Raw genomic sequence first — 26,778 nt, forward strand, 5'->3', positions numbered from 1 at the left:
GGCCGGGCCGAGCAGGGCGGCACGGCCGAGCCGGCGCAGGTCGATCCGCGGGCGGGCCCTGCGGCGGGGCCCTGCGGGAGCCACCGGGCCCGGGGCCGCAGGATTCGTGGCATCCGCACTCATGGGTACCTCCGGCTGCGTGGACCGGCGGACGGGGCGCCCCAGGGCGTACACGGCTCAGGGGATGGCGACGGATCCCCCGTCCGGACCGGTGCTTGATGCTACCGAGCCCGGCAGGTCCGACCGGCCGTCTCTCGATGAGCGTGAAACGGATCACCCATTCGAGCGATGGCCGAAAGGTTTACGGTTGTCGGCCACCTGACAGGCGGTCAGCCGGTGATTCCCCGCCCGCCGGCCTCTCCGGGCGTACGTACGGCCGGAAACGCGGGCCGCCGGAGCCGCGGTACGCGGCCGTCCCGCCGTCAGCCGACGGCGGTTTCCAGCCACTCGCTGTCGATCTCGCCCTCGGCGACGATCACCGCGGGACCGGTCATCTCGATCTCACCGTCCGGCCGTTCGGTGATCACCAGTGTCCCGCCGGGCACGTCCACCGTGTACGTCGCCGGGGTCCCGGTGACCGCGGGATCGGCGCCGTCGCGCCGGGCGGCCGCCACGGCGACGGCACACGCGCCCGTGCCGCACGAGCGGGTCTCGCCGGAGCCGCGCTCGTGCACGCGCATGGCGACGTGGCGGGGGCCGCGGTCGACCACGAACTCGACGTTCACCCCGTCCGGGTAGGCGGAGGCCGGGCTGAAGGACGGCGGGGAGAGCAGGTCGCCGGCGTCGGCGAGGTCGTCGACGAAGGTGACCGCGTGCGGGTTGCCCATGTTCACGTTGCGCGCGGGCCGGCTGTGCCCGCCGACGCTCACCGTGACGTCCCCCTCGGGGAGCCGCGCCCTGCCCATGCCGACGGTGATGTCACCCGCGGCGGAGCCGCTGCCGGACCCGGTCTTGGCGATGTGCACGGTCTTCACGCCCCCGCGCGTGGCGATCGCGAGGTCGCCCTCGGTCGCGTGCCCGGCGTACTGGAGGTAGCGCGCGAAGACCCGCACGCCGTTGCCGCACATCTCCGCGATCGAGCCGTCGCCGTTGCGGTAGTCCATGAACCACTCCGCCTCGGCCGCCATCTCCCGGGCTTCCGGGTGCGCGGCCGACCGCACGACGTGCAGCACGCCGTCCCCGCCGATGCCCGCACGGCGGTCGCACAGGGCGGCGACGGCGGCCGGGGACAGGTCGACGGCGTTCTCCGGGTCCGGGACGATCACGAAGTCGTTCTCCGTGCCGTGACCCTTGAGGAAGGCGATGCGCGTGCTCATGCCTCGATCGTACGGGGTGCCCACGGCAGCCCGGCGATCACGCCCGGCGGCCCGCCGTCCCCGCGGGTGCCTCAGCGGAGCCGGGCGACGCGCCAGACGGCGAGGACGACGACCACGGCGACGAGGAGGGCGTACGCGCCGATCACCCGCCAGTCGAGGCGGCGGCCCGAGTCCCGCGGCGGCAGGCCCGGCCAGGTGTAGCCGACGCGGCGGGCGGCCATCATGCCCCAGCCGGCCGCGCAGGAGCAGATCAGCAGCCCCAGCATGGCGATCACGGCGCCGCTGTCGCCGTCGAAGGCCAGCGGGAAGGCGAACATCAGGGAGCCGACGGCGGCCAGGCCCACGATGGGGGCCAGCTGCCAGATGCGCAGCCGCCGCTGCGGGCGCAGCTCGACCTCCACCTCGGGCCCGGCGAACATCTCCTCGGGCTCCGGCCCGTCCGCGGTCACTCCGCCCTGCGTCTCGTCGGGCCCGTCGGGGCTCAGCGAGCCCTCGTCCGGTTCCGCGCCGCCGTGGTCCACGGTGATGCGGTCCGTGCCTTGTGCGGTGTCACGAGGGCCGGCCTCCATCGCCACGCGCCCTCCCAACTAGGACTCCATTTGGTCGATCGGAGCTTGATGATGGCACGGCGCGGGAGTCCTGGATGACGGCCGGAGCGTCCCGATGCCATGACGTGATCAGGCTGTAACCGGTCGTTCGACCAACGTCAGCGCCAGGTGCGGAAGTTCCCCGAGATCCGCCGCGGCCCCACTCAGCCAGTGCACGCGCGGGTCGCGCCGGAACCAGGAGTCCTGGCGGCGCGCGAAGCGTTTCGTGGCGCGTACGGTCTCCGCGCGCGCCTCTTCCAGCGTGCACTCCCCCGCGAGCGCCGCGAGCACCTGCTGGTAACCGAGCGCACGCGATGCCGTACGCCCCTCGCGCAGGCCCCGCGCCTCCAGCGCGCGCACCTCGTCCACGAGCCCCGCCTCCCACATGCGGTCGACCCGGCGCGCGATGCGCTCGTCGAGCTCGGGGCGGGCCACGTCGACGCCGATCTGGACGGTGTCGTAGACAGCGTCGTGACCGGGGAGGTTGGCTGTGAAGGGCCGGCCGGTGATCTCGATCACCTCCAGGGCCCGGACGATACGGCGACCGTTGCTGGGCAGGATGGCCCGCGCGGCCTCGGGGTCGGCGGCGGCCAGGCGGGCGTGCAGCGCGCCGGAGCCACGCAGCGTGAGTTCGTCCTCCAGCCGGGCCCGCACCTCGGGATCGGTGCCGGGGAACTCCAGGTTGTCCACGGCCCCGCGGACGTACAGGCCGGAGCCGCCGACCAGGATCGGCCAGCGCCCCTCGGCAAGCAGCGCGTCGATCCGCTGCCGGGCGAGCCGCTGGTACTCGGCGACGGAGGCCGTGACCGTCACGTCCCAGATGTCGAGGAGGTGGTGCGGTACGCCACCGCGCTCCTCGGGCGTCAGCTTCGCGGTGCCGATGTCCATCCCTCGGTAGAGCTGCATGGAGTCGGCGTTGACGACCTCGCCGCCGAGGCGCTGGGCCAGGAAGACGCCCAGATCGGACTTTCCGGCCGCGGTGGGACCGACGACGGCGATGACGCGGGGGGTGGGGAGTGCGCTGCTCACCGCAACAGTCTCGCAAACCTCACGGGGGGTCTCGAACGAGTTGCGTGACCGCGCGGGGCGGGGCCGCCGCCCGTTGGTGCCGTTTGGGGCGGTTATGAACGTTTTCGCGCGGCTCCTTCGCGGGTAGAAGGGCGGCGGAGGCTCCGGCCGCCGGGGAGAAGACCGCCAGAGAAGGGTGAACCATGGGTCTGCTGGACAACATGAAGGCTCGAATCGGCCCCGCCAAGGAGAAGGTGTCGCATCTCGCCCAGCGGCACGGGGGCTCGATCGGGCAGGGCCTGGACAAGGCCGCGAAGCTGGTCGACGAGAAGACCAGGGGCAAGTACAGCGACAGGATCCAGGCGGGCACGGGCAAGGCCAAGCATGCCGTGGACCGGCTCGCGCACAAGAGCGGGAGCGGCCCGGAGAGGGGTGCGGCTCCGGAGGCCGGCAGGACGCCGGGCGGCGCGTCCACGCCGGCGCCGCCGGAGGGTCCGCCGCCCGTGTCCTGAGGTCCTGAGGCTCACACCCGCCTCACGCCTGCCTCACGACCAGGCCGCGACCAGGTACCCCACGCCGTACGGCGCGTCGTCGTAGAGCAGTTCACCGGAGAGGCCGGCGCCCTCGGCGGCGCCCGCGAGCACCTGCCAGGGGGCCCGGCCCGACACCTTCAGCTCGTACGCCCGCTCCGTGTCGAGCGCAATGAGAGCCGCCGTGTCCGCCTGCCCCAGCGCATGGGCGACCTCCGCGTCGAAGGGCTCGGCACGTTCGTCGAGATACCCCGGTGCCTTGAGCGACCGGCAGGCGCTGGCGTCGCCCATCACCAGCAGGGCGACCCGGCCGGGCCGCGCGGCGATGTCCCGGCCGGCCGCCGCGCATTGCTCGGACGCCAGCCGCTCCTCCACGCCGACCCCCTCGACCGGGGCGTCGGGCAGGCCGGCCCGCTCCAGCAGCCAGGCGGCCACGGCGAGCGAGGGCGGCAGCTCACTCCCCGACGCGATACCCGTGTCCCGGCCGAGCCGTACGTCCACGTCCACGCCGAAGCCGCGGAACGACCCCCGGGCGCCCTCGGGGTACGGGGTGCACCCGGGCTGTTCGGCGGGTCCGACGACCACGAGCAGATCGGGCCGGGCGGCGGCGAGCACGCCCAGCGCGTCCCTGCTCGCGGCCCGCGCGGCGTCCATCTCGGGTGCGGCGCCCGCGGCGACCTCGGACACGAGGAGCGGCGGGCAGGGGCAGACAGCAGCGGCGACAAGCATGATCGGCAGGGTAACGCCGTACGACGCCCGAACGTCACTCCACCGTCCCACCACGCGCGGCCGGACATATTCCGTCGAGCCACTCACCGTCGCCCGCCGGGGCCGCGCCGCGGCAAGGCGATCGAATCCCCAGCCGCTGCTCGCCGCGACCGGCAGCGCCTCGGCACACCCCCTTCGCCGGCCCGGCCGGCAGGCAGACGGGCCGGCCGGTGAGCGGCCGGCAGGGCCATCCCGGTGCCGACCGGGCAAGCCATCAGGCCGACGGGCCGGCGTGCCGCTCAACGACACCCGCCGCACCGGCCGCCCCGGCCGCCCCGCCGGGTCAGTCGCAGCCGCAGCCGCTGCTCGCCGCGACCGGCAGCGGAGCGGGAGCGCCCACCTTCGGCAGGCCGAGCATGACGCCCGCGGGCTTGGCCGGCTCGGCGGTGTTGCGCTTCTCCCAGGCGTCACCCGCGCGCGTGCGGCGCACGTCGAGCACCGGGCCTTCGGCCAGCAGGTGGTGCGGGGCGGCGTAGGTGACCTCGACCGTGGCCACGTCGCCGGGGCGGACGTCCTGGTCCGGCTTGGCGAAGTGGACCAGGCGGTTGTCGGGGGCGCGGCCGGACAGACGGTGGGTGGCGCCGTCCTTGCGGCCCTCGCCCTCGGCGACCATGAGCTCGAGCGTGCGGCCGAGCTGCTTCTTGTTCTCCTCCCAGGAGATCTCCTCCTGCAGGGCGACCAGCCGCTCGTAGCGCGCCTGGACGACCTCCTTGGGGATCTGGTCGTCCATCTCGGCGGCCGGGGTGCCCGGACGCTTGGAGTACTGGAAGGTGAACGCCTGCGCGAACCGCGCCTCACGCACCACGTGCAGCGTCTGCTCGAAGTCTTCCTCGGTCTCGCCGGGGAAGCCCACGATGATGTCGGTGGTGATCGCCGCGTGCGGGATGGCCGCGCGGACCTTCTCGATGATCCCGAGGTAGCGCTCCTGCCGGTAGGAGCGGCGCATCGCCTTCAGGACCGCGTCGGAGCCGGACTGCAGCGGCATGTGCAGCTGCGGCATGACGTTCGGGGTCTCGGCCATCGCGGCGATCACGTCGTCGGTGAAGTCGCGCGGGTGCGGCGAGGTGAAGCGGACCCGCTCCAGGCCGTCGATGGTCCCGCAGGTCCGCAGCAGCTTGCTGAACGCCTCGCGGTCGCCGATGTCGGAGCCGTAGGCGTTGACGTTCTGCCCGAGCAGCGTGATCTCCGAGACACCCTCGGCGACCAGGGCCTCCACCTCGGCGAGGATGTCACCGGGGCGGCGGTCCTTCTCCTTGCCGCGCAGCGCCGGAACGATGCAGAAGGTGCAGGTGTTGTTGCAGCCGACGGAGATCGAGACCCAGGCCGCGTACGCGCTCTCGCGGCGCGTCGGCAGCGTGGAGGGGAACGCCTCCAGGGACTCGGCGATCTCGACCTGCGCCTCCTGCTGCACACGGGCGCGCTCCAGCAGCACGGGCAGCTTGCCGATGTTGTGCGTGCCGAAGACGACGTCCACCCAGGGCGCCCTCTTCACGATGGTGTCCCGGTCCTTCTGCGCCAGGCAGCCGCCGACCGCGATCTGCATCCCGGGCCGCCCGGCCTTCTTCGGCGCGAGGTGCCCGAGGTTGCCGTAGAGCCGGTTGTCGGCATTCTCCCGGACGGCGCAGGTGTTGAAGACGACGACGTCCGCGTCGCCGTCCGACCCCTCCGGCGCCCGCACGTAGCCCGCCTCCTCCAGCAGCCCGGCCAGCCGCTCGGAGTCGTGAACGTTCATCTGGCACCCGTAGGTGCGGATTTCGTAGCTCTTGGGTCCCTGAACGTCCACTGCGAGGCTCCGGTCGCTGCTGCTGGTCATGCGTCAAGAGTAGGCGGTCGTGGCAGGGCTCCGTGCTGGGCACCTGGGCACCTCGGGAACCGGACAGCGGCAGGCACCCTCGCCCTGCCGTCGGCGCACCGGCCCCGGTCCGGCACGGCTCGCGGACACGGCCGCGATGCCGGCCGCCCACCTGGTGTCCCGGCCGTCCGGCGAGCACTGCCTGGTCGTCGTCGAGGCGGCCGCCCGCCGGTTCGCCCACCGGCTCGCCCCCCGGCTCCGCGCTGTCGTAGAGGTGCGGCGTCCGCAGTGGGCCGGCACCCTCCCCTGGTCAGCATCGTGCTCCGGCTGGCAGGATCGCGCGCATGTCCAAGGTGTTCCCCCGTACCGGCAGCCGCCGCGGCCTGCAGGGCACGGCCGTCGGTGTCGTCGTTCTCGGGCTGCTGCTGTGGTGGCTGCTGCCGCTGGGCGACACTCCGCCGAGAGGGACGATCACCTTCAGCACCGGAACCCTGCGCGGGGTCTACCAGGAGTACGGCGAGCGGCTGCGCACCGCGTTCGCCAAGGACATGCCCGATCTGGAGGTGCGGCTGCTGACCAGCGACGGCTCGCAGGAGAACGTCACGCGCGTGGCGACCGGCCGGGCCGACTTCACCATCGCTGCGGCGGACGCGGTGGAGACGTACGAGCTGAACCACGGTGCGGGCGCCGCGCGGCTGCGCGGTGTGGCCCGCCTCTACGACGACTACGTGCAGCTCGTGGTCCCGGGCGGCTCGCGCATCACCTCCGTGGAGGACCTGCGCGGCAAGCGGGTGGCGATAGGGCCGCCGGAGTCGGGCGTCCGGCTGATCGCCGAGCGGGTGCTCAGGGCGGCCGGGATCGACCCGGAGACCGACATCCGGCCGATGAGCGACGGCATCGACACCGGGCCGGGCCGGCTGCGGCAGGGCGAGCTCGACGCGTTCTTCTGGTCGGGCGGACTGCCGACGGACGGCATCAGGCGGCTGGCCGGGAAGTTCGCGTTCCGGTTCGTGCCGATCGAGGCCGATCTGGTGGCCGAACTGCACGCCGAGGGCGGCGCCACGCGCTACTACCGGGCCACCAACATGCCCGAGTCGGCCTACCCGACGATCCAGCACGGCGACCCCGTGCCCACGATCGCCGTGTCCAACCTGCTGATGACCCGCAAGGACGTCGACCCGAGGCTGACCGAGTGGGTGACCCGCACCGTCATCAAGAGCCGCGACGGCATCGGCGCCCACGTCCACTCGGCCCAGCTGGTCGACCTGCGCACCGCCATCTACACCGACCCGATCGCCCTGCACGAGGGCGCACGCCGCTACTACCGCTCGGTCAAGCCTTAGGGCCTCAAGGCCCGGACCTCGGCACCGACACCGTCACCTTCAGCCCGCGCGGCTCCTCGTCACGGTGGTGGTCGCAGGAGACTGAGCCGCCGCCCGCGGTGAGCAACGCGCGCGTGATGGACAGGCCGAGGCCGGAACCCTTGATGTTCTGGTGACGGCCGCTGCGCCAGAAGCGGTCGCCGACGCGGGCGAGTTCCTCGTCGGTGAGGCCGGGGCCGTGGTCGGCGACCACCACCGTGGAGGTGTCACGGTCGCAGGTGACCCGTACGTCGACGCGCTCGCCCCCGGGCGTGAACTTCACCGCGTTGTCGATCACCGCGTCCAGCGCGGAGGACAGCGCCACCGGGTCGGCCCAGGCCGTGGTGGCAGGGCAGTCGCCGACCAGCCGGACCCCCTTGGCCTCGGCGGCCGGCGCCCAGGCGGCCACCCGCTCGGCGGTCAGCTCGCCGATGTCGATGAGCCGCAGGTCGGGCTCCGCGTGCTCGGCGAGCGCCAGGTCCAGCAGGTCGTCCAGGACGCGCGCCAGGCGCTTGCCCTCGGTCTGGACCGAGGCGATCTCCTCATTGCCCTCGGGCAGCTCCAGGGCGAGCAGCTCGATGCGGAGCAGCAGCGCGGACAGCGGGTTGCGCAGCTGGTGCGAGGCGTCGGCGACGAAGGCGCGCTGCTGCTCCAGCACCTCCTCGACGTTGTCCGCCATCTCGTTGAACGACCGGGCGAGCCGGCGCAGCTCCGGCGGCCCGCCGGCCACCGCCACCCGGGACTTCAGCCGCCCGGTGGCGATGTCGTGGGTGGTGGCGTCGAGGACCCGTACGGGCTTCAGCACCCAGCCGGTCAGCCGCAGGGCCGCGGCGACGGCGACCAGCATCGCGACGCTCTCGCCCGCGCCGATGAGCAGCCAGCGGTGCAGCGTCCGGGACCGCATCTGTCCGGTCGGCGAGTCGGTGACGACGGCCGCGACGACGTCACCGTCCCGGATCACGGGGGAGGCGACGACGAGCCGGTGCCGCTGCCAGGGCCAGACCTGCTCCGGGTCGTGGCTGCGCCGGCTCAGCAGCGCCTCCCCGAAGGCGTCGCGGACCTCGCCCGCCTCGGGCAGGGACCAGTCCGCCGGCGCGTTGGCCATCGGGATGCCGGACCGGTGGAAGACGCCGGCCCGGATGCCGTAGACCTCGTAGTAGCTGGCCAGCTCACGGCTGAGGGTCTCCAGGCGCTCGTCCGGACCCGTCCGGGGGTCACCGCTGGTCCGGTCGGCGACGAACTGGGCCAGGGCGGCGAAGCGTGCCGTGTCGTCGATCCGGTCCACGACCACCTTCTGCTGCTCGGCGCGGGCCACGCTGACGGCGAGCGGGACGCCGAGGGCGAGCAGGACGGCCGCCATCAGGACGATGAGCAGCGGCAGCAGGCGTGTGCGCACCCGTCCCCGCTAGGCGGCCGGGGCGACGAGCCGGTAGCCGACGCCGCGTACGGTCTCGATCAGCGCCGGTCTGCGCAGTTTGGAGCGCAGCGAGGCGACGTGCACCTCCAGGGTGCGACCGGTCCCCTCCCAGTTGGTGCGCCACACCTCACTGATGATCTGTTCGCGGCGGAAGACCACGCCGGGGCGCTGGGCGAGCAGCGCCAGCAGGTCGAACTCCTTGCGGGTCAGCTGGACGACGGTGCCGTCGACGCTGACCTGCCGGGTGGGCAGTTCGATGTGCACGGAGCCGAGCCTCAGCGCGCTCTCGCCGGCGTCGGCCGCGTCCTCGTGGGCGGTGCGGCGGCTGACGGCGTGGATACGGGCGAGCAGCTCGCCGGTGTCGTAGGGCTTCACCACGTAGTCGTCGGCGCCGAGGTTGAGGCCGTGGATGCGGGAGCGGACGTCGGAGCGGGCGGTGACCATGATCACCGGGGTGCTGGTGCGCTTGCGGATCTTGCCGCAGACCTCGAAGCCGTCCTGGTCGGGCAGGCCCAGGTCGAGCAGGACCACGCCGAAGCAGGCGCCCTCGGCGATCAGCGCCTGCAGGGCCTCCTCGCCGCTGCGGGCGTGTGTGACGTCGAAGCCGTGCCGCGCCAGGACCGCGGACAGGGCAGCGGCGACGTGGTTGTCGTCCTCGACGAGGAGCAGTCTCATCCCGGCCCCCTTCAGTTCATGCGCCGTACGGTCGTGGCGGGTACAAAGCACGCACGCGCGTGCACCACGGCAGTCACGCCGATGGACGAGACGGCGTCAAGGGGGTTCCGGTTGCGCACCCTCTGTCGTTACCCACCCGGTATGCACCCGGTATGCACCGGTCGGCCACGCTACGAGACGTACCGGGCCGCTACCGGATCGTGATGCTCAGATCTCGCTCAGATGTGGTGACGTTGGTCTCCTCTGTGGCTACTGTCCCCCCAAACCGAGGAGGACGGAGCCTGAAAGCGATGACCGAAGTATCGATGGCCAAGGAAGACGTGGCCTCGACCGCCGATCTGGTCGTCCTGAAGAGCGTCAACAAGCACTTCGGCGCGTTGCACGTACTCCAGGACATCGACCTGACGATCACCCGTGGCGAGGTTGTCGTGGTCATCGGGCCCTCCGGGTCCGGCAAGTCCACCCTGTGCCGCACCATCAACCGCCTGGAGACCATCGACTCCGGCACGATCAGCATCGACGGAAAGCCGCTGCCCCAGGAGGGCAAGGAGCTGGCCCGGCTGCGCGCCGACGTCGGCATGGTCTTCCAGTCGTTCAACCTCTTCGCGCACAAGACCGTGCTCGAGAACGTGACCCTCGGCCAGGTCAAGGTCCGCCGCGCGGACAAGAAGAAGGCCGAGGAGAGGGCCCGGGAACTGCTCGACCGGGTCGGGGTGGGCGCGCAGGCCGACAAGTACCCCGCGCAGCTCTCCGGCGGCCAGCAGCAGCGCGTGGCCATCGCTCGGGCGCTGGCCATGGACCCGAAGGTCATGCTGTTCGACGAGCCGACCTCCGCGCTCGACCCGGAGATGATCAACGAGGTCCTCGAGGTCATGCAGCAGCTCGCCCGGGACGGCATGACGATGATCGTCGTCACCCACGAGATGGGATTCGCCCGATCGGCTGCGAACCGGGTGGTCTTCATGGCCGACGGCCGGATCGTCGAAGAGGCCGCGCCCGACCAGTTCTTCAGCAATCCGCGCAGCGACCGGGCCAGGGACTTCCTGTCGAAGATCCTGCACCACTGACACGGCGGCCCGCCGGTGACGCCGCATGCCACCGGCCCCACGATCGTGCCGTCGCCGTTCCCGACGGCTCTTCACCTTCTCACCAGCCAAAGGAAGTTCACATGAAGCTCCGCAAGGTCACCGCTGCCTCGGCAGTCGTCCTCGCCCTCGCCCTCTCGGCCACGGCGTGCGGCTCGAACGACAAGAAGGACGAAGGGTCCTCGGGCGGTGGCGGCAAGATCAAGGTCGGCATCAAGTTCGACCAGCCCGGCCTCGGCCAGAAGACCCCGCAGGGCTACACCGGCTTCGACATCGACGTGGCCAAGTACGTCGCCAAGAAGCTCGGCTACGACGAGGGCCAGATCGAGTGGAAGGAGTCCAAGAGCGGCGACCGCGAGACCATGCTGCAGCGCGGTGACGTGGACTTCATCGCCGCCACGTACTCGATCAACCCGGAGCGCGAGAAGAAGGTCGACTTCGCCGGCCCGTACCTGCTGGCCCACCAGGACGTCCTGATCCGCGCCGACGACGACTCGATCAAGTCGCCGGCCGACCTCAACAGCAAGAAGCTGTGCTCGGTGACCGGCTCCACCTCGGCGCAGAACGTCAGGGACAAGCTGGCGCCCAAGGCCGACCTGCAGAACTACCCGACGTACTCGGCCTGTCTGGGCGGTCTGCAGAACAAGCAGATCGACGCGCTGACGACGGACGACTCGATCCTCGCCGGTTACGCCTCCCAGGAGCAGTTCAAGGGCAAGTTCAAGCTGGGCGGCTTCAAGATGACCAACGAGAACTACGGCATCGGCGTCAAGAAGGGCAGCGACCTCAAGGACAAGATCAACAAGGCCCTTGAGGAGATGGTCGCCGACGGTTCGTGGAAGAAGGCCGTGGAGGCCAACTTCGGTCCGGCCAACTACAAGTACGAGCCCGCGCCGAAGATCGGCGACATCAAGAGCTGAGTCAGTGCCCGCCGGGTGCGCCGCCCTGCCTGAGCGGCGCGCCCGGGGTCCACCACACGCGGAAGCGCGGGAGATCGTGTTCGACTTTCTTCAAGGCTATGACCTGCTCGGAGCCTTCTGGGTGACCGTGCAGCTCACCCTGCTCTCGGCCGCCGGCTCCCTGGTCTGGGGCACAGTGCTGGCCGCCATGCGCGTCGGCCCGGTGCCGCTCATGCGCGGCTTCGCCAACGCCTACGTCAACATCGTGCGGAACATCCCGCTGACGGTGGTCATCCTGTTCACCTCGCTGGGCCTGTTTCAGACGCTCAGTATCAACCTCGGTGGGCAGCGGTTCGAGACCATCAACTTCCGGCTCGCCGTCCTCGGTCTGGTCGCCTACACCGCGGCGTTCGTCTGCGAGGCGATCCGCTCCGGCATCAACACGGTGCCGGTGGGCCAGGCTGAGGCGGCCCGCGCCCTCGGGCTGAACTTCACCCAGGCGCTGACCCTGGTGGTGCTGCCGCAGGCGTTCCGCTCGGTCGTCGGCCCGCTCACGAACGTACTGATCGCGCTGACCAAGAACACCACGGTGGCCGCGGCCATCGGTGTGGCCGAGGCCGCTCTGCTGATGAAGGAAATGATCGAGAACGAGGCACAACTCCTGCTGATCTCCGCGATCTTCGCATTCGGCTTCGTGTGTCTGACACTGCCGACCGGCCTGATCCTCGGCTGGGTGGGCAAGAAGGCGGCGGTGAAGCGATGAGCTCCGTGCTGTACGACGCCCAGGGCCCCCGGGCCAAGCGGCGCAACGTCCTCTACACGGTCGTGTTCCTGCTGGCCGTCGTGGCCATCGGGTGGTGGATGTTCCGGACCCTGAGCGACAAGGGGCAGCTGGACTGGGAGAAGTGGAAGCCGTTCTTCTCCGGCTCCGAGGCGTGGACCACGTACATCCTGCCCGGCCTGTGGAACACGCTGATCGCGGCGGTCCTGTCGGTGGTCATCGCACTGCCCCTCGGCGCGGTCTTCGGCATCGCGCGGCTCTCCGACCACGCCTGGATCCGCGTCCCGGCCGGCGTGATCGTGGAGTTCTTCCGCGCCATTCCGGTGCTGATCCTGATGATCTTCGGGGTCGCGTTGTTCTCCCAGTACACCAGCGTCAACTCGGACGACCGCCCGTTGTACGCCGTCGTCACCGGTCTGGTGCTCTACAACGCCTCGGTCCTCGCGGAGATCGTCCGCGCGGGCATCCTCGCCCTGCCCAAGGGGCAGGCGGAGGCCGCGCAGGCGATCGGTCTGCGCAAGACCCAGACCATGACGTCGATCCTGCTGCCGCAGGCGGTCACCGCGATGCTGCCGGCGATCGTCAGCCAGCTGGTGGTGATCGTGAAGGACACCGCGCTCGGTGGCGCGCTCCTCACCTTCCCGGACCTGCTGGCGGCGGTCGGCCCGATGAGTTCGTACTACGGTGCGAACACCATCGCCAGCTTCACGATCGTGGCCCTGATCTTCGTCCTGCTCAACTTCGCCCTCACGAGCTTCGCGAGCTGGCTGGAGCGCAGGCTGCGCCGCAGCAAGCGGAGCACGGGCGCCGTCCTCGCCGCGGAGGACGAGGAGATCAACCCCGCTGCGGTCGGCGGTGGCTTCGGTTCGGGCGCGTCGGCCTGATGACCGGTCAGCCCGCTTGAGACACCCAGGGGGTGCGACGGCGTTCATGCCGCCGCACCCCCTTCGTCATCCGGCGTCCGAAAGCGGCCCGGCGGTCCGCCGCGCTCGCGAGTCGCTTCGCGGCGCACGCCACCGCGCACGGGGGGGGCACCCGCCGTGCGTCCCGCTTGACCGGCCGACGCCCAGTCTGTTGCATACGTTCTGTGATCGTGCACCCTGTTCCGGCTTCCTGTTCACCTGCGACCCTCGGGGCACCTCTGCGGGCAGGAGGCGCCGCGTCGTGGACCCGGTGATCGTTGTCGGGGCGGGGCCCGTCGGGCTCGCGCTCGCCCTGGCGCTGGCGCGGCAGGACGTGCCGGTCGTCGTGCTCGACGAAGGGCCGGGCGGGGACGCCCCGCGTGCCGCGCGCACGGTCGTCCTGCGCGAGGACACCGCCGCGTTCGCGGAGCGCCTGGCCGGGGTGGAGCTCGACGGCGCCGGGCTCCACTGGGCCGGATGGCGGACGATGCGGCGCAAGCAGGCGACGAGTGAGGTCGCCTTCGGCGAGGGCACCCCCGCCCCGCTGCACATCGCCCAGCACGTCCTGACCGGCGCCCTGCGCGCCGCCCTCGCCCGCGAACCGCTGGCCGAGCTCGCCGTGGACAGCCGGCTCGACTCCATGGAGCAGGAGTCCACAGGCGTCACCGCCCGCACCCGCGGCCCCCGGGGCACATGGTGGCGCGGCAGCTACCTCGTCGGTTGCGACGGCCCACGTTCGACCGTGCGCAAGCTCCAGGACATCCGCTTCCCCGGCCGTACGGCCGTCGAGCGGCACGCCGTCGCCGCGGTGCGCACCGCACTGCCCCGGCCCGGTGAAGCGTTCCTCCACCGGCTGCCGCCGTGGCGGACGACCGGCCCCTTCGCCGGGGAGATCGCAGCCCGCCCGCTCCCGGACGGCGTGTGGCGGCTGGACTGGCTGCTGCCGCCCGGCAAGGACCTGGTCACGCCCGAACTGCTGGTCGCCCGCATCCGCGAGACCCTCACCGGCTGGACGGGCGAGCCCTCGCCGTCGTACGAACTCCTGGACACCGGAGTCCACACGGTCCACCACCGGCTGGCCCGCCGCTGGCGTGCCGGGCGGGTCTTCCTCGCCGGGGACGCGGCGCACCTGCTGGGCGCGTTCGGCACCCAGGGGCTGGACGAGGGCCTGCGGGACGCCGACAACCTCGCCTGGAAGCTGGCGTCGGCCTGGCACCACGGCCCGCACGAGGCCCTGCTGGACAGCTACCAGACCGAGCGGCGCGCGATCGTCTCGGCCCGGCTGCGCGCCGCCGACCAGGTGCTGCCGGTGCTGCGCGGGGGCGGCGGACTGCGGTCCTACGTCCCCGGAACGGCGCGCGGCCACGACGCCCTGCTCATGGACGGCCACCTGGGGCTCGGCTCAGTGGGTGCGCCGGGGTCGTACGCCGACTCGCCGCTCGCGCCTCCGCGCCCGGACGCGGAGGTGCCCGTGGACACGCCGGTCGGCGCGCCCGTCGCCGATGTGGTGGTGACCGCGGAGGACGGCTCCTTCGTGCAGCTCAGGGACCGGCTCGGCCGCGGGGCGCTGCTCGTGGTGCTGGTCGCGCCGGGCACGGGGGTGTGGGAGCGCCGGCACTGGATGAGCGCCGGCATCATGCCCCGGCTGGCCGCCGCGGTCAGCGCACTGCCGCACCGCGCCGAGCTGCTGGTCGCCGAGAGCTACCCGGGCGCCGCTCCCCACACCGTGCTCCTGGTACGGCCCGACGGCCACCTGGTCACCGCGCTGAGCGGGGTGCGCCCGGCCGACCTGTACATGGCGGCGGAGGCGACGGTGGGCGGCGCGGGGCGCGCCGGGACGCGGACCGAGGCGGGTGCCCACTGACCGTGGAGCCACGTGTCGAGTCCGGCGGCTGCCTCCCCGCACCGGCCGGGGCCGCACCGGGCGCCCGACCTGGTGGGCGGTTTCCAGGTGTGGCGGGCGGCGGGGCTGCCGGTGGTCTCGTAGGGCAGGCCGCCGTGGCGCGCCTGTCTCAGAACGCCTCGTCCGCGAGGAGGTCCGTGTCCTCGCCCTCCTCCTCCAGTGCCTGCCGGACCACCCGCAGGGCCAGGCCCTCGGAGTAGCCCTTGCGGGCGAGCATCCCGGCGAGGCGGCGCAGCCGTTTGTCGCGGTCGAGGCCACGGGTGGAGCGCAGCCTGCGGGCGACGAGCTCGCGCGCGGTGGCCTCCTCCTGCTCGGCGTCGAGCCGGCCGACCGCCTCGTCGATCAGTGCCGCGTCGACACCCTTGGTCCGCAGCTCCCGGGCGAGCGCACGCCGCGCCAGTCCGCGTCCGTGGTGCCGGGACTCCACCCAGGCGTCCGCGAACGCGCTGTCGTCGATCAGCCCGACCTCCTCGAACCGCGACAGCACCTCCTGCGCCGCGTCGTCCGGGATGTCCCGCTTGCGCAGGGCGTCCGCGAGCTGCTTGCGGGTGCGCGGGGTCCCGGTGAGCAGGCGCAGACAGATCGCGCGCGCCCGCTCCACCGGGTCCCCCGGAGGCTCCCCCTGCCCAGCCCTCGACACGGAGGGGGCGCCCCCGTCCTCGGCGGACGCCTCGCCGGAACCATGCCGACGACGCCCGCGTCCACCGTGCGACCCGCCGTCACGCGAGCCGCCCCGGCGTGCACCACCCACGCGTGAGCCACCCGCGCGGCGCAGGCCACCACCTGCCTCGTCATCCCCGTACGCGTGGTCTTCTGGCACGCCGTCCGGGTCCGCACCGGGCCCGGGGGCGTCCCCGGACCCCCTCCCCCGCGGGGCACCGGAGGCTGCGTACTCGTGGTCGGCCCAGTCGGTTCGTCGTGTCACGGTCAGCTCTTGGCTGCGGCGGCCTTGGTCCTGGTGGTCTTGGCGGCCGTCGTGGCGGGCGCCGTCTTGGCGGCGGCGGCCGTGGCGGGGGTGACCGCGGCGTCCGCGCCCGGCTCGGCGTCCGGCTCCTCGGGCCGCACTCCGACGCCCAGCTTCTCCTTGATCTTCTTCTCGATCTCGTTGGCCAGGTCGGGGTTGTCCTTCAGGAAGTTGCGCGCGTTCTCCTTGCCCTGGCCGAGCTGGTCGCCCTCGTACGTGTACCAGGCGCCGGCCTTGCGGACGAAGCCGTGCTCCACACCCATGTCGATCAGGCCGCCCTCGCGGCTGATGCCCTGGCCGTAGAGGATGTCGAACTCGGCCTGCTTGAAGGGCGGGGCCACCTTGTTCTTGACGACCTTGACACGGGTGCGGTTGCCGACCGCCTCGGTGCCGTCCTTCAGCGTCTCGATGCGGCGGATGTCGATGCGCACGGAGGCGTAGAACTTCAGCGCCCGGCCACCGGTCGTGGTCTCCGGTGAACCGAACATCACGCCGATCTTCTCGCGCAGCTGGTTGATGAAGATCGCCGTGGTCTTCGACTGGTTGAGCGCACTGGTGATCTTGCGGAGGGCCTGGCTCATCAGGCGGGCCTGCAGACCCACGTGGCTGTCGCCCATCTCGCCCTCGATCTCCGCACGCGGGACGAGCGCGGCGACGGAGTCGATGACGATGAGGTCGAGCGCGCCGGAGCGGACCAGCATGTCCACGATCTCCAGTGCCTGCTCGCCGTTGTCCGGCTGGGAGAGGATCAGGTTGTCGATGTCGACGCCGAGCTTCTTGGCGTACTCGGGGTCGAGGGCGTGCTCCGCGTCCACGAAGGCCACCTGGCCGCCGGCCTTCTGCGCATTCGCCACGGCGTGCAGGGTCAGGGTCGTCTTGCCGGAGGACTCCGGTCCGTAGATCTCCACGACACGGCCGCGCGGCAGGCCGCCGACGCCGAGGGCCACGTCCAGCGCGGTCGACCCGGTCGGGATGACCTCGATGGGCTCCTTCGACCGCTCGCCCATGCGCATGACCGCGCCCTTGCCGAATTGTCGTTCAATCTGTGCGAGTGCGGCGTCGAGCGCCTTCTCGCGGTCGGTTCCTGCCATGGGTTCCACCCGGTTTGCTTGAGTCGATCGCTTCACGTCAAAGACGCTAACGCCTGCCACTGACAACACGCCCCGACGCACGTCCGACCTGTGGACAACCAGGGGACGAGCTACCACAAAGCTGGGCGAAACGCCCTTCGCCCAGTCTCGCCGGAACCCCCATGAGAATGGATGTTCGATTTTCATGTCAAGCGCACCGCGCACCACGCTCCGCCGAGTGGCGTCTACTGTCCCGGTCGCTCTCCGACGGGGTCCTCCCCTGCCTCCGCCGCCCGCTGCCGCGCTGCCCACGGCCGTCGTGCGCGCGTGAGCAGACCCTGTACCGGGTCACCCCTGCGGTGGCCGTGGACGCGGGGGTCGTCCGTGACGGCGTACCGCTTCACGTAGGCCCCCAGGAAGGCCTGCAGGGTGGCGACGGCGGGGATGGCGATCAGCGCGCCGACCGCGCCGAGCAGCGCGGTGCCGGCGACGACCGACCCGAAGGCGACCGCGGGATGGATGTCGACGGTCTTCGCGGTCAGCTTGGGCTGCAGCATGTAGTTCTCGAACTGCTGGTAGATCACGACGAAGACCAGCACCCACAGCGCGTACCACGGATCGACCGTGAAGGCGATCAGCATCGGCAGGGCGCCCGCCAGATAGGTGCCGATGGTCGGGATGAACTGCGAGACCAGACCCACCCAGACGCCGAGCACGAGCGCGTACGGCACTTCCAGGGCCTGCAGCAGGACGTAGTGGGCGATCCCCGAGATGAGCGCCATCAGGCCGCGCGAGTACAGGTAGCCGCCGGTCTTGTCGACGGCGATCTCCCACGCGCGCAGTACCTCGGCCTGGCGGGCGGGCGGCAGTACGGAGCAGATGGTGCGGCGCAGCCGCGGCCCGTCGGCGGCGAAGTAGAACGAGAACAGGGTGATCGTCAGCATCTGGAACAGCCCGCCCAGCACCTGGGCGGACACGTCGAGCACGCCCGCGGCGCTGTTCTGCGCGTACCTGCGCAGCCAGTCGGAGTGGAGCAGTTCCTCCTGCACGTCCACCCGTCTGAGCTCGGTGTGGAACGTGGTGTTGACCCAGTTGATGACGGAGTCGAGGTACTCGGGGAAGCCCTCGATCATCTTGATGATCTGCCCGGCGAGCATCGAGCCGAGCAGCGTCACGAAGCCGGCCGTCGCGATCGTCAGGGCGAGGAAGACCAGGAAGGTCGCGAAGCCCCGCCGCATGCCGAGGGCGGCCATGCGGCTCACCGCCGGATCTATGGCCAGGGCCAGGAAGAACGCGATGAGGACGTTGAGCAGCAGGCCGGTCAGCTCGTGGAAGGCCCAGCTGCCGAGCTGGAAGACCGCGACGAGGCCGAGCGCGAGCACCATGGCGCGCGGCAGCCAGCGGGGCATGCGGGCGCTCGGCCCGGCGGCGCCCCGGACCGGAGACCGGGGAGGCGGCGGCGTACCGAACGGGGGTGCGTGCTGAGCCGTCTGCCCGGACTCGTCAGTGGGTGCCACGGTGCAAGTCTCGCCCATGCCGCCGACGGTCCGGTACCGGCACGCGATCCTCGCGACCGGTCAGTGCCTCTCCCGCGGAACGTTCATGACGTGGCAGACCACACGCCACACGTCCTTGGCGTCCCAGCCCGCCGCCAGTGCCTCGTGCACCGTACGCCCGCCGAGCTCCGACATCACGTGGTCGTGCGCGAAGGTGTCGGCGTATCCCGCGCCGAAGTGCTCCGCCATCCGCTCCCAGAAGACCGTCAACCGCATGCCCCCAGTATCCCGCCTCGGGGGCACCCCCGAGGCGGGGCGGCCTGCCGCACCGCAGCGCACGCGCGTGCCGCCTCGTGCGCTGCCCGCCGTCACCCGGTCAGGGCCCGCACCCCGGCCGTCACCACCACGGCCGTTCCGACGACGACCAGGAAGGGCGCCCGCAGCAGCAGCGCCACGGCGGCGGCCGCGAGCCCGGCGGCCCGCGCGTCCACCACGAGCGCGTGCCCGTCGGCGAACGTCTGCTGGGCGGTGAGCGCGGCCAGCAGCGCGACGGGCAGCAGTGCGGCGAGCCGCCTCACCAGCGGTCGTTCCAGGGCACCCGCCGGAACGAGCAGTCCGGCCAGCTTGACGGCGTAGCAGCCGACAGCGGTCACGGCCACCGCGATCCAGATGCTCAACGGTCTCCCTCTCGTACGTCGTCACGGGCGCCGTCCCCGCGGCGGCCCTTCAGGTACAGCACGGCCGGCGCGGCGAGCCCGGCTGCCAGGACCGGCACCCCGGCCGGCAGCACGGGCAGCAGCCCGAGCCCCAGAAGCACCGCCAGAGCGGCCACCGCCCGCTCGGTGGCGGTCTTCAGCATGGGCGCCAGCAGCGCCAGGAACACGGCGGGCCCGGCCGCGTCCAGGCCCCATGCCCTGGTGTCGCCGAGGGCCTCGGCACCCAGCGCGCCGAGCAGCGTGGTGAGGTTCCACAGCGTGTACAGGGTGAGCCCGGTGACGGTGAAGCCGATCCGCGCGGCGCGCCGCGTGGGCTGGGCCAGCGTGACCGCGGTGGTCTCGTCGATGACCCACTGGGCGGCCAGCGGCCGTACCGCGCGCGGGAGGGCCAGCAGCTGCGACAGGCGCAGCCCGTAGAAGGCGTTGCGCACGCCCAGGAAGAAGGCGCCCGCGGCCGCCGTGAACGGGTTGCCTCCGGCCGCCAGCGCCCCCACCAGGGCGAACTGGGAGGCACCGGTGAACACCAGCAGGCTGAGCACACAGGTCTGCAGGACTGTGAGCCCGCTGCCCGCCGAGGTCACCCCGAAGGCGAACCCGGAGAGTCCGACGGCGACCCCGACCCCGAGGGCGTCCCGTACGACGGCGGCGTCGGGCTTTCCTCCGCCGTCGGTGCGTATGTCTGCGAGAGCTGTCTGTTCTGCCACGCGGTCGAGGGTAGGAAAAGCCGTGACCTCGCGTCTTGTACGTTCTTGCGCTCGCGCTGGTAGGCCCCCGGGGGCACGCCCACGATCCGGGAGAAGTGCCGGCTCAGGTGCGACTGGTCGGTGAAGCCCACGGCGGCGGCGGCCTGAGCGGGCGCGGTTCCCGTCTCCAGCAGCCGCCTGGCCCGACGCACCCGGGCGTCGGTCAGCCAGGTGTGCGGAGGCATCCCGTAGACGTCCCGGAAGGCCCGCAGCAACGCGAACGGGCTGCTGCCAAGGTCGGCCGCCAGCCTCTCCAGGCTCGGCGGCTCGGCCATCCGCTCCTCCAGGACGGCACGCGCGCGTGCCGCGGTCCGCGCCCCCGCCGTGCGCACCTCCCGCTGCGGCAGCGCGCCGCCGTTGAGCCGCAGCAGCCGGGTCACGGCGACCCGCAGCAGGGTGTCGGCGGCCAGCGCGTTCCCCTCGTCCGCGGCCCGCAGCACCCGGTGCACCAGCCCGACTGCGTACGGATCGTCGAGCACGGGACTGACGAATCCCGGCGTCCCGCGGATGCCCGTGGTCTCCGCCGCGATCTCGGCGACCAGCTCGGGCGCCGGATACACCGCGCCGTACCGCCAGCCCTCCGGCACCCCCGCCCGCCCGGTGTGCGGCGTGTCGGGGTTGACCAGCGCGAGCGCCCCGGCCCCCGCGTACTGGTCGGACCCGCCGTGGTGGAACACCTCGACGCCCTCGACGATGGCGGCGATCACGAAGTGCTCGTGCGTGTGCCGCACGAACTCCTTGCGGACGTAGCGGGCCCGCAGCAGATCGACACCGGGCAGCTCCTCGTACTGCCAGTGCCGCGCCCGCTCCTCAGCTGTTCCCGCCATGCCCCCGATTCTCCGCCGTCGGTGCGGCGGCCCGAACGCGGGGCCCCCGCGGGGCCGCGGTGTGCCCAGGTCAGAGGGCATTGTCAGTGGCCGGGTGCACGATGGACGCATGGTCGGCGACGCACACCGGGCCCTCGACGGCTTCTCCCCCGCGACCCGCGGCTGGTTCACGGGGGCCTTCTCCGCGCCCACCGCCGCCCAGTCGGGTGCGTGGCGGGCCATCGACGAGGGCTCGGACGTGCTGGTGGTCGCCCCGACCGGTTCCGGCAAGACCCTGGCCGCCTTCCTCTCCGCCCTGGACCAGCTGGCCTCCACCCCGCCGCCGGCCGACCCGAGGAAGCGCTGCCGGGCGCTGTACGTCTCCCCGCTCAAGGCCCTGGCCGTCGATGTGGAGCGCAACCTGCGCAGCCCCCTCACCGGCATCCGCCAGGAATCCGTTCGGCTGGGTCTGCCCGAGCCGGAGGTGAAGGTCGGCATCCGCTCCGGCGACACCCCGGCCGCGGAGCGCCGCGCCCTGTCCACCCGCCCGCCGGACATCCTGATCACCACTCCCGAGTCACTGTTCCTGATGCTGACGTCGGCCACGCGCGATGCGCTGACCGGCGTGGAAACGGTGATCCTGGACGAGGTGCACGCGGTCGCCGGCACCAAGCGCGGCGCGCATCTGGCGCTGTCCCTGGAGCGCCTGGACGAGCTGCTGCCCAGGCCGGCCCGCCGTATCGGGCTGTCCGCGACCGTCCGCCCGGTCGACGAGATCGCCCGCTACCTCTCGCCGCGCCGCAAGGTGGAGATCGTCCAGCCGGAGTCCGCCAAGGAGTTCGACCTGTCGGTGGTCGTCCCGGTCGAGGACCTGGGCGAACTCGGCAGCTCACGGGCCGCCGACGGCAACGACGAGGCGGAGCGGCCGTCGATCTGGCCGCACGTCGAGGAGCGGATCACCGACCTGGTGCAGGCCCACCGCTCGACGATCGTGTTCGCCAACTCCCGCCGGCTCGCCGAGCGCCTGTGCAACCGGCTCAACGAGATCGCCTACGAGCGGGCGACCGGTCAGTCTCCGGACGAGCACCACTCCCCGGCCGAGCTGATGGGCGGCTCGGGCGCCGCGCACGGCGCGCCGCCGGTCATCGCGCGCGCCCACCACGGCTCGGTCTCCAAGGAGCAGCGCGCCCTGGTCGAGGAGGACCTCAAGGCGGGCCGGCTCCCGGCGGTGGTCGCCACCTCCAGCCTGGAGCTGGGCATCGACATGGGCGCCGTGGACCTCGTCGTCCAGGTGGAGTCCCCGCCGTCCGTGGCCTCCGGGTTGCAGCGCGTCGGCCGCGCGGGGCACCAGGTCGGCGCGGTCTCCACCGGTGTGGTCTTCCCCAAGTACCGCGGCGACCTGGTCCAGGCCGCGGTGGTCACCGAGCGGATGCGCTCGGGCGCCATCGAGTCCCTGAGGGTGCCCGCCAACCCGCTGGACGTCCTCGCCCAGCAGCTGGTGGCGATGACCGCGATGGACACCTGGCAGGTCGACGAGCTGCTCGCCCTGGTCCGCCGGGCGGCGCCGTTCGCCTCGCTGCCGGAGTCGGCGTTCACAGCCGTCCTCGACATGCTCGCCGGGCGCTATCCGTCCGACGCGTTCGCGGAGCTGCGCCCGCGCGTGGTGTGGGACCGGGTGGCGGGCACGGTCACCGGCCGCCCCGGCGCGCAGCGCCTCGCCGTGACCTCCGGCGGCACGATCCCCGACCGCGGCCTGTTCGGGGTGTTCCTCGCCGGTTCCGACCCCAAGAAGGGCGGTGGCCGGGTCGGCGAGCTGGACGAGGAGATGGTCTACGAGTCCCGGGTCGGCGACGTCTTCACGCTCGGCACCAGCTCCTGGCGCATCGAGGACATCACGCGTGACCGGGTCCTGGTCTCCCCCGCGCCGGGCGTGCCGGGCCGGCTGCCGTTCTGGAAGGGCGACCAGCTGGGCCGGCCGCTGGAGCTGGGCCGCGCGGTGGGCGCGTTCCTGCGCGAGGTCGGCTCCCTGTCCAGGGAGGACGCCCGGCCCAGGCTCCTGGCGGCCGGCCTCGACGCATGGGCCGCGGACAACGTCCTGTCCTACCTGGACGAGCAGCGCGAGGCCTGCGGCCACGTCCCCGACGACCGGACGATCGTCGTGGAGCGCTTCCGCGACGAACTGGGCGACTGGCGGGTCGTGGTGCACTCCCCCTTCGGCGCCCAGGTGCACGCCCCGTGGGCGCTGGCGCTCGGCGCCCGCCTGTCCGAGCGGTACGGCATGGACGCGCAGGTCATGCATGCCGACGACGGCATCGTGCTGCGCCTGCCCGACGCCGACCTGATGGGCCTGGACCTGCTGGACCAGGAGCCGGTGAAGGGCGGCCTGGAGCACGACGCCGAGCAGGCGCCCGTCGGCGCGGCGGACGTCACCTTCGACAAGGGCGAGGTCGACCGGATCGTCACCGACCAGGTCGGCGGTTCGGCCCTGTTCGCGTCCCGCTTCCGCGAGTGCGCCGCCCGCGCGCTGCTGCTGCCGCGCCGCAATCCGGGCAAGCGCACCCCGCTGTGGCAGCAGCGTCAGCGCGCCGCCCAACTGCTCCAGGTGGCGAGCGAGTTCGGCTCGTTCCCGATCGTCCTGGAGGCCGTGCGCGAATGCCTGCAGGACGTCTTCGACGTCCCGGGCCTGGTCGAGTTGATGGGCGATGTCGAGTCCCGCAGGGTGCGCCTGGTCGAGGTGACCACGCCCGAGCCGTCGCCCTTCGCGCGCTCGCTGCTCTTCGGGTACGTGGCCCAGTTCCTGTACGAGGGGGACTCGCCGCTCGCCGAGCGCCGTGCCGCCGCGCTGTCGCTGGACTCACGGCTGCTGGCCGAGCTGCTGGGCCAGGCGGAGCTGCGCGAACTGCTCGACGCCGAAGTACTGGTGGAGCTGGAGCGGGAGCTGCAGTGGCTGACCGAGGAGCGCCGCGTCAAGGACGTCGAGGGCGTCGCCGACGTCCTGCGGCTGCTCGGTCCGCTCAGCGACGCCGAGTTGGCCGAGCGGGGCGCCGAACCGGGCTGGGCGCGGGAGCTGGCCGGGGCCCGCCGGGTCATCCGGGTCCGGATCGCCGGGGCCGACCACTGGACCGCGATCGAGGACGCCGGCCGGCTGCGCGACGCGCTCGGCACCGCCCTGCCGGTGGGTGTCCCGGAGGCGTTCACCGAGCCGGTGAAGGACCCGCTGGGCGACCTCCTCGCGCGCTACGCCCGCACCCACGGCCCGTTCACTTCCGCGACGGCCGCGGCCCGCTTCGGCCTGGGCGTGGCGGTCACCGAGGGCGCGCTGCACCGGCTCGCGGCGAACGGCCGTGTCGTCCAGGGCGAGTTCCACCCCGCGGGCATCGGGCAGGAGTGGTGCGACGCGGTCGTGCTGCGCCGGCTGCGCCGCCGCTCGCTGGCCGCGCTGCGCCACGAACTGGAGCCGGTGCCGCCGGCCGCGCTGGCCCAGTTCCTGCCCCAGTGGCAGCACATCGGCAAGGGGCACGGACTGCGCGGCATCGACGGACTGGTGCGCGCCGTCGAGCAGTTGCAGGGCGCGTCCGTGCCCGCCTCCGCGCTGGAGAAGCTGGTCCTGCCGTCCCGCGTGGCGGACTACACGCCGTCGATGCTCGACGAACTCACCGCGGCCGGCGAGGTGGTGTGGGCGGGCGCGGGCGCGCTGCCCGGAAAGGACGGCTGGGTCTCCCTGTACCTGGCGGACACGGCCCCGCTGCTCCTGCCGCCACCGCACCCCCTGGAGCCGACCGCCCTGCACCAGTCCGTTCTGGACGCCCTATCGGGAGGCTACGGCCTGTTCTTCCGTCAGATCGCCGACCATGTGCGGGCGACCACCCATCCCGAGGCCACGGATCCCCAACTGGCCGACGCTCTTTGGGACCTGGCCTGGTCCGGGCGGCTCACCAACGACACGCTCGCGCCGATGCGTTCCCTGCTCGGCTCGGGTCGCACCGCCGGTTCCACGGCCCATCGGGCCAAGCGCGCGGTCCCGCGCGGGCGTTACGGCTCCCTGACGGCCGCCGCCCGTCCCGCCTCCCGCAGGGGCCCGCCGACCGTCGCCGGCCGCTGGTCGCTGCTGCCCGTCCGCGACCCCGACCCCACCGTGCGCGCCCACGCGCTGGCCCGTACCCTCCTCGACCGGCACGGCGTGGTCACGCGGGGAGCGGTGTCGGCGGAGGGCGTCGAGGGCGGGTTCTCGGCGGTGTACCGGATCCTGTCCGCCTTCGAGGAGAGCGGCCGGGCCCGACGGGGCTATGTGGTGGAGGGCCTGGGCGCCGCCCAGTTCGCGATGGACGGCGCGGTCGACCGGCTGCGCGCGGTGGCAGGCGCACGCGAGCGGGGCGAGGGCCTGCCCGGCACGGGCTCCCGGGGCGGTGGTCCCGACGGCTTCGGTTCCCCCGACGGCCCCCCGCTTCCCGGTGGCACCGACACCGGGTTTCCCGCCGCCGACCCGGGCGGTGAGTTCGACTGGCTGGACGCCGACCGGCCCGCACCGGGCCAGTACGTCTCGCCCCGGGGCCTCGCCCCACCGGGTCACGGCGGCCCATGGGACGGCGGCGGGCAGAGCCTCCGGTACGGCTCCGGCTTCGGTGGCCGCCGTGACCGTACCGCCTCCACCGGCTCCCGGGCGGTCGTCCTCGCCGCCGCCGACCCCGCGAACGCCTATGGCGCCGCCCTGCCCTGGCCCGAGCCGCCGGCTGGTGCGGGGCACAAGCCGGGCCGCAAGGCCGGGTCCCTGGTGGTGCTCGTGGACGGTGAGCCGGCGCTCTACATGGAGCGCGGCGGCAAGACCCTGCTGGCCTGGCCCGCCGACCCGGACGGCGCGGCAGGCGACGACCCGCGTCTACGGGCGGCCGCCGAGGCACTCGCCGAGGCCGCCCGCGCGGGCTCGCTGGGCACGGTCACCGTGGAACGTGTCAACGGCGCCCCGGCGCTGACCTCTCCCCTGGGCACCCTCCTGGAAGAAGCGGGCTTCATCGCCACCCCGCGCGGCCTGCGCCTGCGCGCATGAGCCGAGCAGGCGTACCCACGCACCCGTCCACCCGCGCGTGTCACCCTTGACCCATGCCCGAAGGCGACACGGTCTGGCGGACCGCGAGGCGGTTGCACGACGCCCTCGCGGGCAGGGTGCTGACCCGCAGCGACTTCCGGGTGCCGAAGTACGCCACGGTCGACCTCACCGGCCGGACCGTCCTGGGCACGGTCTCGCGCGGCAAGCACCTGCTCACCCGCTTCGAGGGCGGTCTGACGCTGCACTCGCACCTGCTGATGGAGGGTGCCTGGAAGGTGTACGGCGCCGGTGAGCGCTGGAAGGGCGGCCCCGCCCACCAGATCCGCGCCGTGCTCGGTACCGCCGACCGCGCGGCCGTCGGCTACCGTCTGCAGGTCCTGGAGCTGCTGCGCACCACCGATGACGAGCGCACCGTCGCGCACCTCGGCCCGGACCTTCTCGGCCCCGACTGGGACCCCGGCCTGGCCCTGGCCAACCTCCTCGCCGACCCGGGCCGCCGGCTGGGCGAGGCCCTGCTCGACCAGCGCAACCTCGCCGGTATCGGCAACATCTACATGTGCGAGCTCTGCTTCCTGCTCGGCGTGACCCCGTGGCTGCCCGTCGGCGCCCTGCCCGCCGACCGGGCCGCGAAGCTGCCCGTCCTGGCCAGGAAGCTACTGGAGGCCAACCGCGACCGCGCGGTCCGCCGGACCACGGGTCTGCATGGCCAGGATCTGTTCGTCTACGGCCGGGCACCGCGCCCCTGCCTGCGCTGCGGCACCTCCGTCCGCGTGGCCGCCCAGGGTGACGGCGCCCGGGAGCGCCCCACGTACTGGTGCCCCACCTGCCAGTCCGGCCCGGCACCGGCGCCGGGCTCCCCACAGAGGTGGCGGGAGCGCCGTGACCGCTCAGTCGATTGACGCCCCGTCAGGTTCT

General features: G+C 72.8%; 23 protein-coding genes and 1 pseudogene. 10 read left to right on the forward strand and 14 right to left on the reverse strand.

From position 1 onward, the window contains the following. Positions 1 to 422: 422 nt before the first annotated feature. From dapF to miaA, 3 genes are all read right to left on the reverse strand, one after another. Complete coding sequence (gene dapF, locus DEP02_RS08430) at positions 423 to 1,316, reverse strand: diaminopimelate epimerase (RefSeq protein WP_112466726.1); 894 nt, start codon at positions 1,314 to 1,316, stop codon at positions 423 to 425. A 71-nt stretch (positions 1,317 to 1,387) separates the two neighbouring features. Further along, positions 1,388 to 1,885, reverse strand: coding sequence for a hypothetical protein (locus DEP02_RS08435; RefSeq protein ID WP_112466727.1), 498 nt, complete (start codon positions 1,883 to 1,885; stop codon positions 1,388 to 1,390). A 108-nt stretch (positions 1,886 to 1,993) separates the two neighbouring features. Further along, a complete protein-coding gene (gene miaA, locus DEP02_RS08440) occupies positions 1,994 to 2,932 on the reverse strand; it encodes a tRNA (adenosine(37)-N6)-dimethylallyltransferase MiaA (protein WP_112466728.1) in 939 nt (312 codons plus the stop codon). Positions 2,933 to 3,114: 182 nt separating this feature from the next. Between miaA and DEP02_RS08445 the strand changes: the two genes are divergently transcribed. Next, entirely contained in the window at positions 3,115 to 3,423 is a 309-nt protein-coding gene (locus DEP02_RS08445; protein ID WP_112466729.1) for an antitoxin, read from the forward strand. A 33-nt stretch (positions 3,424 to 3,456) separates the two neighbouring features. Here the strand turns inward: DEP02_RS08445 and DEP02_RS08450 are convergent, their stop codons facing one another. Both DEP02_RS08450 and miaB read right to left on the reverse strand, forming a co-directional pair. Beyond that, positions 3,457 to 4,170: a class III extradiol dioxygenase subunit B-like domain-containing protein gene (locus DEP02_RS08450; RefSeq protein WP_112466730.1), complete on the reverse strand. Its 714-nt coding sequence runs from the start codon at positions 4,168 to 4,170 to the stop codon at positions 3,457 to 3,459. A 322-nt stretch (positions 4,171 to 4,492) separates the two neighbouring features. Next, entirely contained in the window at positions 4,493 to 6,022 is a 1,530-nt protein-coding gene (gene miaB, locus DEP02_RS08455; protein ID WP_112466731.1) for a tRNA (N6-isopentenyl adenosine(37)-C2)-methylthiotransferase MiaB, read from the reverse strand. A 323-nt stretch (positions 6,023 to 6,345) separates the two neighbouring features. Between miaB and DEP02_RS08460 the strand changes: the two genes are divergently transcribed. Further along, positions 6,346 to 7,344 carry a TAXI family TRAP transporter solute-binding subunit gene (locus DEP02_RS08460; protein WP_112466732.1) on the forward strand — a complete coding sequence of 333 codons (999 nt, stop codon included), beginning with the start codon at positions 6,346 to 6,348 and terminating at the stop codon, positions 7,342 to 7,344. Positions 7,345 to 7,348: 4 nt separating this feature from the next. Here the strand turns inward: DEP02_RS08460 and DEP02_RS08465 are convergent, their stop codons facing one another. Further along, on the reverse strand, positions 7,349 to 8,758 hold the full coding sequence (locus tag DEP02_RS08465; RefSeq protein WP_112466733.1) for a sensor histidine kinase: 1,410 nt from the start codon (positions 8,756 to 8,758) through the stop codon (positions 7,349 to 7,351). Positions 8,759 to 8,767: 9 nt separating this feature from the next. Then, on the reverse strand, positions 8,768 to 9,454 hold the full coding sequence (locus DEP02_RS08470; protein ID WP_112466734.1) for a response regulator transcription factor: 687 nt from the start codon (positions 9,452 to 9,454) through the stop codon (positions 8,768 to 8,770). 290 nt (positions 9,455 to 9,744) lie between these two features. Between DEP02_RS08470 and DEP02_RS08475 the strand changes: the two genes are divergently transcribed. The 6 genes and pseudogenes from DEP02_RS08475 to DEP02_RS34460 form a co-directional block, all read left to right on the forward strand. Beyond that, on the forward strand, positions 9,745 to 10,521 hold the full coding sequence (locus DEP02_RS08475) for an amino acid ABC transporter ATP-binding protein (protein ID WP_112466735.1): 777 nt from the start codon (positions 9,745 to 9,747) through the stop codon (positions 10,519 to 10,521). Between the two features lie 101 nt (positions 10,522 to 10,622). Then, positions 10,623 to 11,459, forward strand: a complete 837-nt coding sequence (locus DEP02_RS08480; RefSeq protein WP_112466736.1) for a glutamate ABC transporter substrate-binding protein — start codon at positions 10,623 to 10,625, stop codon at positions 11,457 to 11,459. Positions 11,460 to 11,535: 76 nt separating this feature from the next. Next, a complete protein-coding gene (locus DEP02_RS08485) occupies positions 11,536 to 12,201 on the forward strand; it encodes an amino acid ABC transporter permease (RefSeq protein WP_112466737.1) in 666 nt (221 codons plus the stop codon). Next, positions 12,198 to 13,103: an amino acid ABC transporter permease gene (locus tag DEP02_RS08490; RefSeq protein WP_112466738.1), complete on the forward strand. Its 906-nt coding sequence runs from the start codon at positions 12,198 to 12,200 to the stop codon at positions 13,101 to 13,103. Before DEP02_RS08485 ends, DEP02_RS08490 begins: the two co-directional genes overlap by 4 nt. 280 nt (positions 13,104 to 13,383) lie before the next feature. Continuing rightward, entirely contained in the window at positions 13,384 to 14,985 is a 1,602-nt protein-coding gene (locus DEP02_RS08495; protein ID WP_112466739.1) for an FAD-dependent monooxygenase, read from the forward strand. 9 nt (positions 14,986 to 14,994) lie between these two features. Then, positions 14,995 to 15,108: pseudogene (locus DEP02_RS34460) on the forward strand (rhodanese-like domain-containing protein); the annotation flags it as partial. Positions 15,109 to 15,133: 25 nt separating this feature from the next. On the opposite strand, the gene recX reads toward DEP02_RS34460, so the two are convergent. The 7 genes from recX to DEP02_RS08535 form a co-directional block, all read right to left on the reverse strand. Then, positions 15,134 to 15,949: a recombination regulator RecX gene (gene recX, locus DEP02_RS08505; RefSeq protein ID WP_112466740.1), complete on the reverse strand. Its 816-nt coding sequence runs from the start codon at positions 15,947 to 15,949 to the stop codon at positions 15,134 to 15,136. Positions 15,950 to 15,951: 2 nt separating this feature from the next. Continuing rightward, complete coding sequence (gene recA / locus DEP02_RS08510; RefSeq protein WP_112466741.1) at positions 15,952 to 17,079, reverse strand: recombinase RecA; 1,128 nt, start codon at positions 17,077 to 17,079, stop codon at positions 15,952 to 15,954. A 224-nt stretch (positions 17,080 to 17,303) separates the two neighbouring features. Then, positions 17,304 to 18,575: an AI-2E family transporter gene (locus tag DEP02_RS08515; protein ID WP_112466756.1), complete on the reverse strand. Its 1,272-nt coding sequence runs from the start codon at positions 18,573 to 18,575 to the stop codon at positions 17,304 to 17,306. A 60-nt stretch (positions 18,576 to 18,635) separates the two neighbouring features. Then, positions 18,636 to 18,830: a DUF3046 domain-containing protein gene (locus tag DEP02_RS08520; protein WP_112466742.1), complete on the reverse strand. Its 195-nt coding sequence runs from the start codon at positions 18,828 to 18,830 to the stop codon at positions 18,636 to 18,638. 92 nt (positions 18,831 to 18,922) lie between these two features. Beyond that, complete coding sequence (locus tag DEP02_RS08525; protein WP_112466743.1) at positions 18,923 to 19,231, reverse strand: AzlD domain-containing protein; 309 nt, start codon at positions 19,229 to 19,231, stop codon at positions 18,923 to 18,925. After that, the gene (locus DEP02_RS08530; RefSeq protein WP_232839017.1) at positions 19,228 to 19,947 is read right to left on the reverse strand and encodes an AzlC family ABC transporter permease; all 720 of its coding nucleotides are present in this window, start codon (positions 19,945 to 19,947) and stop codon (positions 19,228 to 19,230) included. Before DEP02_RS08530 ends, DEP02_RS08525 begins: the two co-directional genes overlap by 4 nt. Continuing rightward, entirely contained in the window at positions 19,848 to 20,840 is a 993-nt protein-coding gene (locus tag DEP02_RS08535) for an AraC family transcriptional regulator (RefSeq protein WP_232839015.1), read from the reverse strand. The genes DEP02_RS08530 and DEP02_RS08535 overlap by 100 nt, the downstream gene beginning before the upstream one ends. A gap of 109 nt (positions 20,841 to 20,949) precedes the next feature. Between DEP02_RS08535 and DEP02_RS08540 the strand changes: the two genes are divergently transcribed. After that, positions 20,950 to 25,863 carry an ATP-dependent helicase gene (locus DEP02_RS08540; RefSeq protein WP_112466745.1) on the forward strand — a complete coding sequence of 1,638 codons (4,914 nt, stop codon included), beginning with the start codon at positions 20,950 to 20,952 and terminating at the stop codon, positions 25,861 to 25,863. Positions 25,864 to 25,916: 53 nt separating this feature from the next. Next, positions 25,917 to 26,762, forward strand: coding sequence for an Fpg/Nei family DNA glycosylase (locus DEP02_RS08545; RefSeq protein WP_112466746.1), 846 nt, complete (start codon positions 25,917 to 25,919; stop codon positions 26,760 to 26,762). Positions 26,763 to 26,778 lie beyond the last annotated feature (16 nt).

It is taken from the genome of Streptomyces triticisoli (genome assembly GCF_003270085.1).
Taxonomy (GTDB): Bacteria; Actinomycetota; Actinomycetes; order Streptomycetales; family Streptomycetaceae; genus Streptomyces; species Streptomyces triticisoli.

Excerpts from the sequence above, each read along its gene's own strand:
- dapF (WP_112466726.1), bottom strand. The coding sequence starts at position 1,316 with ATGAGCACGCGCATCGCCTTCCTCAAGGGTCACGGCACGGAGAACGAC.
- DEP02_RS08435 (WP_112466727.1), bottom strand. The coding sequence starts at position 1,885 with ATGGAGGCCGGCCCTCGTGACACCGCACAAGGCACGGACCGCATCACC.
- DEP02_RS08445 (WP_112466729.1), top strand. The coding sequence starts at position 3,115 with ATGGGTCTGCTGGACAACATGAAGGCTCGAATCGGCCCCGCCAAGGAG.
- DEP02_RS08450 (WP_112466730.1), bottom strand. The coding sequence starts at position 4,170 with ATGCTTGTCGCCGCTGCTGTCTGCCCCTGCCCGCCGCTCCTCGTGTCC.
- miaB (WP_112466731.1), bottom strand. The coding sequence starts at position 6,022 with ATGACCAGCAGCAGCGACCGGAGCCTCGCAGTGGACGTTCAGGGACCC.
- DEP02_RS08460 (WP_112466732.1), top strand. The coding sequence starts at position 6,346 with ATGTCCAAGGTGTTCCCCCGTACCGGCAGCCGCCGCGGCCTGCAGGGC.
- DEP02_RS08470 (WP_112466734.1), bottom strand. The coding sequence starts at position 9,454 with ATGAGACTGCTCCTCGTCGAGGACGACAACCACGTCGCCGCTGCCCTG.
- DEP02_RS08475 (WP_112466735.1), top strand. The coding sequence starts at position 9,745 with ATGACCGAAGTATCGATGGCCAAGGAAGACGTGGCCTCGACCGCCGAT.
- DEP02_RS08480 (WP_112466736.1), top strand. The coding sequence starts at position 10,623 with ATGAAGCTCCGCAAGGTCACCGCTGCCTCGGCAGTCGTCCTCGCCCTC.
- DEP02_RS08490 (WP_112466738.1), top strand. The coding sequence starts at position 12,198 with ATGAGCTCCGTGCTGTACGACGCCCAGGGCCCCCGGGCCAAGCGGCGC.
- recA (WP_112466741.1), bottom strand. The coding sequence starts at position 17,079 with ATGGCAGGAACCGACCGCGAGAAGGCGCTCGACGCCGCACTCGCACAG.
- DEP02_RS08520 (WP_112466742.1), bottom strand. The coding sequence starts at position 18,830 with ATGCGGTTGACGGTCTTCTGGGAGCGGATGGCGGAGCACTTCGGCGCG.
- DEP02_RS08535 (WP_232839015.1), bottom strand. The coding sequence starts at position 20,840 with ATGGCGGGAACAGCTGAGGAGCGGGCGCGGCACTGGCAGTACGAGGAG.
- DEP02_RS08540 (WP_112466745.1), top strand. The coding sequence starts at position 20,950 with ATGGTCGGCGACGCACACCGGGCCCTCGACGGCTTCTCCCCCGCGACC.
- DEP02_RS08545 (WP_112466746.1), top strand. The coding sequence starts at position 25,917 with ATGCCCGAAGGCGACACGGTCTGGCGGACCGCGAGGCGGTTGCACGAC.